Below are 9309 nucleotides of genomic sequence, written 5' to 3'. Positions count from 1 at the left end.
CCGATGGCCGTCAGCCGGTGCTGCAGCCACTCCGGCGACGGCCCGTTCCTGACCCCGCGGATCAGCCGCCCGGCGAACACCGGGCACATCTCCGGCGCCTCGATCCGAACCGTGATCGGCGAGGGGAAGGTCCCGGCCACCGGCTCCACCGTCGGGGTGATCAGCTGGCCGAGGCTGGCCGCCGCCAGGTCGCGGGCGATGCCGGCGACGCCAAGCCAGTCCGGCCGGTTCGGGGTGACCTCGAAATCGATCACCGGCTCGGCCCCGAACACGCCCGCCGCCGGGGTTCCGACCGTCAGGTCGTCGGCCAGCTCGAGGATGCCGTCGCTCTCGTCGGCCAGCTCCAGCTCGGACGCCGAGCACAGCATGCCGTGCGAGACCACGCCGCGCACCGGCTTCTCGACCAGGGTCACGTCCAGTCCGGGCACATAGGCGCCGATCGGCGCGTTGATGGTCGTCAGGCCGGCGCGGGCGTTGGGCGCGCCGCAGACGATCTCCTTGGGCCCGTCGACCGTGTCGACCTGGCAGACCTGCAGCCGGTCGGCGTTGGGATGGCGTTCGGCCGAAACGATCCGGGCCACGGTGAACGGCGCCAGCGCGGCGACGGGGTCGTGGACGTCCTCGACCTCCAGCCCCGCCATGGTCATGGCCTCGGCCACGGCCGCCACGTCGGCGCTCGTGTCGAGGTGGTCCTTGAGCCAGGAAAGGGTGAATTTCACGACGCCCCTCCCCGACCCGTTCCCACCCCGGCCATCATGTCGAGAACCGGCTGCGGTCCGGTGAAGCCGACGTTGAAGAACTCGCAGTTCTCGAAGGCGCAATTGCGCATGGGCATCGTCCCGAGCGCGCGCGATCCCATCGGCTGGAGCAGCAGGTTGCGGATGTCGCCGCCGCTGTCGCCGAAATTGGTGTCGTCGAAGGTGACGCCGGCCGAGACCAGTACGATCGCCGGCCCCTGCATGCGGCAGCGGCGGAAGACCCGCCCCTCGATCAGGCCCGGCTGGGCGCCGCCGACAACGGCCGCGTAGAGCTCGAACAGGTTGATATCCAGGTCCTCGAAGACGGACGCCGTCAGGTCGGTCGCCACGCGCACGGGGCGGTTGATCGGGACGTAGGCCATCAGCCGGCCTGTCCCGCCTGGGTCAGGCTGCGGCCCATGTCCTTGAGGAAGGCGGCCGAGCCGGTGTAGCCGATCTGCACGAAGCGGCAGCGCACGAAGCGGCACTCCTGCAGGCCGATGGCGCCGACCAGACGCGGCCCCTGGGGCGCGAACAGCAGGGAGGCGGCGTCGGACGCGGCGCCCATGTTGCAGCCCTCGAACGTCGTGCCAGACAGGACCGCGATGACGGCCGGGCCCTGGATCACGCAGTCGGTGAAGGTCTTGCCCTTGATGACCGCTTCGCCGGAATTCATCGTGTGGACGGCCAGCAGCGGCAGCCACACGCCCTCCTTCTCGAAGATGTCGCGCGCGACGATCTCGCGGCCGAAGGCTTCGGACATTACATCGGTCATGACGGTCTCGTTCAGCTCAGTCCGCTGGCGGGATTGGGGACGGCGAAGGCGGAGAAGCCGTAATGGGCCAGCCACCGGGTGTCGGCTTCGAACATGGGGCGCAGGTCGGGAATGCCGTATTTCAGCATGGCCAGGCGGTCGACGCCCATGCCGAAGGCGAAGCCCTGGTATTCGTCCGGATCGATGCCGCAGTTCCTGAGCACGTTCGGATGGACCATGCCGCAGCCGAGGATCTCCATCCAGCTGTCGCCCTGATTGAGCTTGAGCTCGCCGCCCGAGCGGTCGCAGCGGATGTCCATCTCGGCCGACGGCTCGGTGAACGGGAAGTGGTGCGGCCGGAAGCGGGCGTCGACGTCCTCGACCTCGAAGAAGCGCGCCACGAAGGTCTCCAGCGTCCACTTCAGGTGGCCCATGTGGACGCCCTTGTCGATCACCAGCCCCTCGACCTGGTGGAACATCGGCGTGTGCGTCGCGTCGCTGTCCTTCCGGAAGGTCCGGCCCGGCGCGATGATCCGGATCGGGGGCTTTTGGGTCATCATGGTGCGCACCTGCACGGGGCTGGTGTGGGTGCGCAGCACCTTGCGCTCGCCGGTTTCCGGATCGGGCGTCAGGAAGAAGGTGTCGTGCATCTCCCGCGCCGGATGCTTGGGCGGGAAGTTCAGGGCCGTGAAATTGTGGAAGTCGTCCTCGATGTCGGGACCTTCGGCGACGGCGAAGCCCATGTCGGCGAAGAGGGCGATCATCTCGTCCATCACCTGCATGGTGGGATGGACGCTGCCCTTGCGGCGCGGGCGCGGCGGCAGGGTCAGGTCGACGTGTTCGGCCTTCAGCCGCGCGTCCAGCTCCGCCGCCTCCAGCTCCGCCTTGCGGGCCGCCAGGGCCGCCGAGACCCGGTCGCGCAGGCCGTTGATCATCGGACCGCGCTCGCGCCGCTCGTCCGGGCTCAGGGCGCCCATGCCCTTGAGCAGGCCCGAGATCGAGCCCGACTTGCCCAGGGCGGCGACGCGCAGCTCCTCCACAGCCGCGGCGGTCTCCGCCCGGCCGATGGCGTTGATCAGGTCGAGTTCGAGCTGGTTCAGGTCGGTCATGGTCGCAGTCGTCTAGCCGCTAAGGCGCAAGGCAAAAAGCCCCCCGGCGCGGGCCGGAGGGCTTTTGGGTCTTCCGTCGCCGGAAAAGCTTACGCCAGCGCGCCGCGGACCTTGTCGGCGATGGCCTTGAAGGCGGCTTCGTCGGCGGCCATGGCGGCCAGAACCTTGCGGTCCAGCTCGATGCCGGCCTTGCCGAGGCCGTGGATGAACTGCGAATAGGTGAAGCCTTCCAGACGCGCGGCGGCGTTGATGCGCTGGATCCACAGGGCGCGGAAGTTGCGCTTCTTGGTGCGGCGGTCGCGATAGGCGTACTGGCCGGCGCGATCGACGGCGGCCTTGGCGGTGCGGATGGTGTTCTTGCGGCGGCCGTAGAAGCCTTTCGCCTGCTTCAGAACCTTCTTGTGCTTGGCATGGGACGTAACGCCCCGAGTGACGCGAGCCATGTCGCTATCCTTTCAAATTCGGTGTGGAGATCAGTCGAAACAGCGCGCGCCGATCAGGCGTACGGCATGTAGGACTTGATCTTCTTGGCGTCGGCGTCGGCCATGACCGAGGTGCCGCGGTTCTGGCGGATATATTTGCTGTTGTGGCTGATCAAACGGTGCCGCTTGCCCGCCACGCCGGCCTTCACCTTGCCAGTCGCCGTGAATTTGAAGCGCTTCTTGGCGCCCGACTTCGTCTTCAGTTTCGGCATTTTCACTCTCATTTTGAGCGGGTTATCGGCCGACGGGCCGGTTGGGCCCGGGGCGATGAACCCTGGATTATGAACCGCCCAGGCATGCCTGTTCGCCCGGCGGTTCGGTACGCGAAGGCGCGGCTTCTAGTCGAAGCGGGCCCCGATGGCAAGGTTTCTCCTACCGGGGCGGGTTGTGCAGTTCGAGGAAGCGGACGGTTTCCGCCAGCATCCACTGCCGGGTGGAGGCCCGCGACAGCCAGTGGTCCTCGCTCGGCAACTCGATCAGCTCATAGGGCTTGCCCGCCCGGCGCAGGGCCTCGGCGAAGACGCGGCTCTGCTCGAACGGCACGACCGTGTCGTCGCGGCCGTGCAGCATCAGGATCGGCGCGTCGGCGCGTTCGGCCTGGGCGGCGGGCGAGACCGCGTCCAGACCCCGGTCGCCCAGCCGTTCGGCGCCCATGAAGCGGTTCCAGTAGCGCACGACGGGCGAGTCGCGGCGGCCGCCCTGGTCGGCCTCCCACTGCACCATCAGCCTGAGGTCCGAGACCCCGGAGACGGCCACGGCGCAGCGGTAGACGCCGGGGTCCAGCGTCGGACCGGCCATCGCCGCGTAGCCGCCGTAGCTGGCGCCGACGATGCACACCTTCGCGGGGTCGATGATCCCCTCGGACGCCAGCCAGCGCACGCCGTCCGACAGGTCGGTCTGCATCTTGCGGCCCCACTCGCCGTAGCCGGCCTCGAGATGCGCCGTGCCGAGACCGTCGGAACCGCGGAAATTGGGCTGCAGCACGGCGTAGCCGCGCGAGGCCATGGCCTGGGCCCACCAGTCGAAGCCGAGATAGTCGCGCGACGCCGGTCCGCCGTGCGGGAACACCACCAGCGGCAGACCCCTGGGGTCGGTGACGCCGGGCGGCAGGGTCAGGTAGCCGGGAATGCGCATCCCGTCCGCGGCCTGATAGCTGATGGCCCGCACCTCGCCGACGCGCGCGCCGGTGATCTCGGGATAGGCCTCGCCGATGATCTCGGCGGTGCGGCGGTCGAGATCGACCAGCTGATAGGTCCCGGCGTCGCCGCTGCCCTGGGTGTAGACGACGATCTGGCGCATGTCGTGCGACCACGAGTTCAGGGTCACCTGCTTGCCCCGGAACGCCGCCTGCACCGACCGCCAGCTGCGCTCGGCGACCGGATCGAGGAACTGCCAGGTGACGCTGTCGTCGTCGCCGAGCGTCCGGGCGCCGATCAGCAGTTTCGTCGCCGGATGGTGCATCAGGCTGGTCGGACGTCCCTCGAACGGCAGGTCGGAGATCGCGCCGGTTTCAAGGTCCACGACGTAGAAGCCGTCCGGCCGGCCGTCGATGGCCCCCTGCAGCACCACGCTGTTCGGCGTCGGTCCGAAGCCCATCAGGCCCGGCGTGTCGATACGGGCGTCGGTGCGCCAGACGGTGCGCCAGAAGCCGCCGCGGCGGCCCTGCAGCGCCCATTCCTCGCCGTCATAGGTGACCCGGGCCGCCGGCTCTCCATCCACGGTCAGCAGGGACGGCGGTCCCCGGCGGTCGGGGTCGACATGTTCCTCGCCCCGGCCGTTCGACAGATTGATGCGGTAAAGCCCCGAGCCCTCCCTGCCCGAGCCGACGACGATCAGCGACGGCTCGCCGTCGATGGTCCGGACCAGGGGCGAGCCGAACACCTTGGCGAAGACGCCGGGCGTGTTGTTGAGCGCCAGCGACACCCGGCGGGTCGGAATCTCGTAGATCGAGGCGTCCGCGAGTTCCGAGCGGCGCAGGCCGATCGAGGCGCCGACCTGGGTGGCGGTGCTGTAGATGTAGACGTGGTCCTCGCCGACCCAGCCGAGATCGCGGACCTTGACCGGCCCGGCGCGAACCCCGCCGATCAGGCTCATGTCGTTGAGGTCATGGATGACCAGGGCGCGTTCCTCGCCAACCACCGTGATGTAGGCGAGGCGGTCGCCGCTCGGCGACACCTCGACCAGCTCGTGCGCCGGCAAGGCGCCGTACGCCGCCAGCGGCGCCGTATCCTGCGCGACCGCGCGTCCGCCGGCCAGCGTCAGCCCGGCGGCCACGGCCGCCAGCAGATATCGATGATTGTTCATTGGCCCCACCCGACTACCCCGACGAGAACCATAGGGTGAGGCGAGCGGAGGCCGCAAGGGTTCAACGCGGCGGATTGTGCTCCTCGAGAAACTCGATGGTCGCCGTCAGCATCCGCAAGCGGGTGGCCGGGAAGGTCATATAGTGATCCTCCCCGTCGAGGGCGACCAGTTCGACGTCCTTGCCGGCCTGCCGCATCGCCCGTTCCATGATCTCGCTTTGCTCGAAGGGGACCACGGTGTCCTGGCGTCCGTGGATCAGGAGCACCGGGCCATCGATGCGCGACACGAGGCGCGACGGCGAGAGTTCGGCGAGGATCGGGTCGGTATCGTTCTCCACGCCCATGAAGCGTTGCCAGTAGCGAAGCGAGGAGTTGAACCGGGCCCGGCCGCCCTCCCGGCGCTCAGTGGCCATCTTGACGGGCAGGTCCGACACGCCGGACACCGACACGGCGCAGCGATAGACCCCCTGATCCAGCGTCATGCCCGCCAAGGCGGCGTAACCGCCATAGCTGGCCCCGACGATGCACACTTTCGACGGGTCGATCACGCCCGCTGCGGCGAGATGCCGGACTCCGTCGGAAAGGTCGGTCTGCATCTTGCGACCGTATTCGCCATAGCCTGCCTCAAGCAGGGCCCGGCCGTGGCCGTCGGAGCCCCGGAACTGGGGCTGGAACACCGCATAGCCGCGCGAGGCCATCGCCTGCGCCCACCAGTCGAAACCGGCCGAGTCGCGCGACGCCGGACCACCGTGCGGCATGACGACCAGCGGCAGGTTCCGCGCCGGGCGTCCGGTCGGCGTGGTGAGATAGCCGAACAGGTCCAGACCGTCGGCCGCCTTGTAGCGCACGACGCTCACCTGTGCGACCGCCTCGGGCGGAAGGGTCGGATACTCGCGGCCGATCAGGTTGACGCTCTGCCGGTTGGCGTCGAACAGATACACCGAGCCCGGGTCGCCGGCGCCCTCGGCCCGGAACACAAGGGTGCTGAGATCATCGCTGGTGTCGCCCATGAACAGCAGACGACCCGGAAGGCCGAGCTGCAGCTTCTCCCAGTTCGCCTGGAGGGCCGGGTCGAACAGATTGTAGCTCTGAGTCAGGTCTTCCTCGCCGACGCCGACCATCAGGCCCTCGCCGTTCTTGATCACGAACGCGCTTTCCCCGAGGTCGCCCACCGGAATCTCCGAGCCGTCCACCAGCGACACCTCGAACAGCACACGGCCTTCCGGCCGGTCCTCTGAAACCAGAATGACGTCGTGGCTGCGTCCGAACCCGAGCGTCGCCGGCGGGTCCAGCAATTCGCGGCGGGTCATCAGTTCACGCCAGCCCGAACCGGTGCGGGCCAGGAGGCGCCAGAGGCCGGTTTCGCCGTCATAGGTGGTGCGGGCCACAACCTCGCCGTCCTTCCGCACCAGATAGCTGTTGGTGTCTTCGGCGCCGACCTGATGCAGGCGGCCGCGACCGTCGTCGAGGTCCACCCGGTAGACGTCGTAGGTGTAGGCGTCGTTCTCGACGGTATAGGTCCGCAAATACAGCACAGGCTCGCCGCGGTATGTGCCGACGGTCGGTGGGCCGAAATTCGCCGTCAGGATGGCCTTGTCGGCGCTGCGCAAGGCGCGGGCGACCCGGCGGGTGCGGACGTTGACGATATCGAGTTGCTCATAGAGGCCCGGAGAGGTCGTGTAGGGCAGCTTGGTGTTGACGGTGCTCGAGATCACCACGTGGTCCGGCGAAGCCCAGAACACGCTGCGAGCGACCCGGTCGCTGACGTCGATGGTGACCAGCGCCTCTCCCGTCCGCGCCTGGGCGATGACCGCGTCGCCGTCGCCGCTGCGGCGGATATAGGCCAGGGTCGAGCCGTCCGGCGACACCGCCACGCTCTCGATCGCCGGCAGGGCCGCATAGGCCTCGATCGGCGCGGGCTGCGCCTGGGCCGCGGCCACCCCGCCCAGCAGGGTCGCCGAGGCGGCCGCCACGGCGATGCAGAAATACCGAATGGACATGCGAAAGCCCCCCTTTTGAGGCGCAACCGTAAGGGGCCCGAAGGGCGGAGCCAAGCGCGAAACGCGAGGCCGCCTATTCGGCCGGATGGGCGGCCTGCGACAGCTCGCGGTTGCGGAAAGCCCGGCCGGCGTTGATGGCCATCACCGCCGCGGGAATTGTCAGGGCCGCGCCGATCAGGAACGGCCAGTCATGACCGATGCCCGAGAAGATCGCGCCGGCGGCCATGGGGCCGAAGATGCGGGCGCTTGAGCTGGCGGCCATGTTCAGCCCCAGCATGGCCCCCTGCCGGTCGGGGCCGACCGAGCGGGAGATCAGCGCCGAGATGTTCGGCATGGTCACGGCCATGCCGAAGGCGCCGAAGGCCATGATCACCGGCACCAGCAGTTCGGCCTCGGGCAGCAGGCGGCTGGCCGCGACCTGTCCCACCAGACCCGCGCCGAAGATCAGACAGCCGACCGCCAGCACCCGCGCCTCGCCGAAGCGGCGGGCCAGCCGCCCCGCCAGGAAGCCCTGGCAGATGACCGAGACGACCCCGACCGCCATGAAGCTGAGCCCGACCTCGCGCGCGCCCCAGCCGTAACGGGCCTCGGTCCAGAAGCCGAAGGTCGACTCCATGCCGGAAAAGCCCGCCATGTAGATCAGGGTGACCAGCAGCACCCGCGACACCACCGGATTGGCCACTGCATCGTGCACCCCGCCGAGGAAGGCTGGCCGCGGGGCGGCCGGATCGGCCCTGGCCCGGCTCTCCTTCAACAGCAGGACGACGCCGAGGGCGGCCAGCAGGCACAGCCCCGCGGCGACGAAGATCGGCAGCTGGTAGCCCAGGGTCCCGAGGTCCGGTCGGGTCAGCACCCCGCCCAGCCCGGGACCGAAGATGAAGCCGAGACCGAAGGCGGCGCCGATCAGCCCCATCCGTCCGGCCCGTCGCTCGGGCGGCGTGACGTCGGCCACATAGCCCTGAACGGTCGAGATATTGCCCGCGCCCAGACCGGTGAACAGCCGCACCGCGATGGCCAGCCAGATGTTGGGCACGAAGGCCAGGGCCAGATAGCCGACGGCGTTGGCGAGAATGGTGATCAGCAGCACCGGCTTGCGCCCGATGCGGTCCGACAGGCGGCCCCAGAACGGCTCGGCCACGAACTGGCCCAGCGAATAGGCCGAAAACATCAGCGCCACCTGCCACGGCGGCGCGTCCAGCGTCTGGCCGTAGAAGGGCAGCAGCGGGATGACGATGCCGAAGCCCACCAGGTTGATGAACACCACCCCGAACAGGACGGCGAGGGCGGATCGCGAGGTCGTGGAAGCGGCGGGCGACGGGGTCACGGCGAGGTCCGGGAGGAACGGGGAAGCGATCTGTCCGTCAGTCGACACAGTCGCGCAAGAGGTGAGCGGACGGCGAACGAAAAACGCCCCGGCCGTGGCGGCCGGGGCGTCGAAGCTTCCATCGGATCAGGCGGTTATTTCGGCGCCAGGATCATGATCATCTGCCGGCCTTCCATACGCGGCGCGTATTCGACCTTGGCGATCTCGTCGAAGTCGGCCTGCACCTTGTTGAGCAGCTTCATGCCCAGTTCCGGGTGGGCCATCTCGCGGCCCCTGAAACGCAGCGTCACCTTGACCTTGTCGCCCTCGTCGAAGAAGCGGTGCATGGCCTTGGCCTTCACCTCGTAGTCGTGGGTGTCGATGTTCGGCCGGAGCTTGATTTCCTTCAGCTCGACGACCTTCTGGCGCTTGCGGGCCTCGGCCTTCTTCTTCTGCTCCTGGAAACGGAACTTGCCGTAATCGAGGATCTTCGCCACCGGCGGTTCCGAGGTGGAGACGATCTGAACCAGGTCCATGCCGGCCTCTTCGGCGGCTTCCAGCGCGGCGGACGTAGGCATGACGCCCTGCTTTTCGCCGTTCTGGTCGATCAGCAGAACGCGC

10 protein-coding genes are annotated in these 9309 nt (G+C 68.7%); all 10 read right to left on the bottom strand.

All coding sequences use genetic code 11. From position 1 onward, the window contains the following. Positions 1 to 719: YtpR family tRNA-binding protein (gene ytpR, locus VGD32_RS02660; RefSeq protein WP_349256719.1), on the bottom strand; the 719-nt coding region annotated here is incomplete at its 3' end. Beyond that, positions 716 to 1120: a hypothetical protein gene (locus VGD32_RS02655; protein ID WP_331030356.1), complete on the bottom strand. Its 405-nt coding sequence runs from the start codon at positions 1118 to 1120 to the stop codon at positions 716 to 718. The genes ytpR and VGD32_RS02655, both read right to left, overlap by 4 nt. Then, a complete protein-coding gene (locus VGD32_RS02650) occupies positions 1120 to 1512 on the bottom strand; it encodes a hypothetical protein (RefSeq protein ID WP_331030355.1) in 393 nt (130 codons plus the stop codon). Before VGD32_RS02650 ends, VGD32_RS02655 begins: the two co-directional genes overlap by 1 nt. Positions 1513 to 1523: 11 nt before the next feature. Beyond that, complete coding sequence (gene pheS / locus VGD32_RS02645) at positions 1524 to 2600, bottom strand: phenylalanine--tRNA ligase subunit alpha (RefSeq protein WP_331030354.1); 1077 nt, start codon at positions 2598 to 2600, stop codon at positions 1524 to 1526. Between the two features lie 89 nt (positions 2601 to 2689). Beyond that, positions 2690 to 3043 (bottom strand): 50S ribosomal protein L20, encoded by a 354-nt coding sequence (rplT, locus tag VGD32_RS02640; protein ID WP_331030353.1) that lies wholly within the window; start codon positions 3041 to 3043, stop codon positions 2690 to 2692. A gap of 53 nt (positions 3044 to 3096) precedes the next feature. Beyond that, positions 3097 to 3294 (bottom strand): 50S ribosomal protein L35, encoded by a 198-nt coding sequence (gene rpmI / locus VGD32_RS02635; RefSeq protein ID WP_003166435.1) that lies wholly within the window; start codon positions 3292 to 3294, stop codon positions 3097 to 3099. A 160-nt stretch (positions 3295 to 3454) separates the two neighbouring features. Further along, on the bottom strand, positions 3455 to 5386 hold the full coding sequence (locus VGD32_RS02630) for a S9 family peptidase (RefSeq protein ID WP_331030352.1): 1932 nt from the start codon (positions 5384 to 5386) through the stop codon (positions 3455 to 3457). 61 nt (positions 5387 to 5447) lie between these two features. Then, positions 5448 to 7385 (bottom strand): S9 family peptidase, encoded by a 1938-nt coding sequence (locus tag VGD32_RS02625; protein WP_331030351.1) that lies wholly within the window; start codon positions 7383 to 7385, stop codon positions 5448 to 5450. A 73-nt stretch (positions 7386 to 7458) separates the two neighbouring features. Continuing rightward, positions 7459 to 8709: an MFS transporter gene (locus VGD32_RS02620; RefSeq protein ID WP_331030350.1), complete on the bottom strand. Its 1251-nt coding sequence runs from the start codon at positions 8707 to 8709 to the stop codon at positions 7459 to 7461. Positions 8710 to 8843: 134 nt separating this feature from the next. After that, the coding region (infC, locus tag VGD32_RS02615) for a translation initiation factor IF-3 (protein ID WP_331030349.1) at positions 8844 to 9309 on the bottom strand (466 nt) is incomplete at its 5' end.

Source organism: Brevundimonas sp. (assembly GCF_036402095.1).
Classification (GTDB): domain Bacteria; phylum Pseudomonadota; class Alphaproteobacteria; order Caulobacterales; family Caulobacteraceae; genus Brevundimonas.
This window is presented reverse-complemented; position numbering and strand designations above follow the sequence as displayed.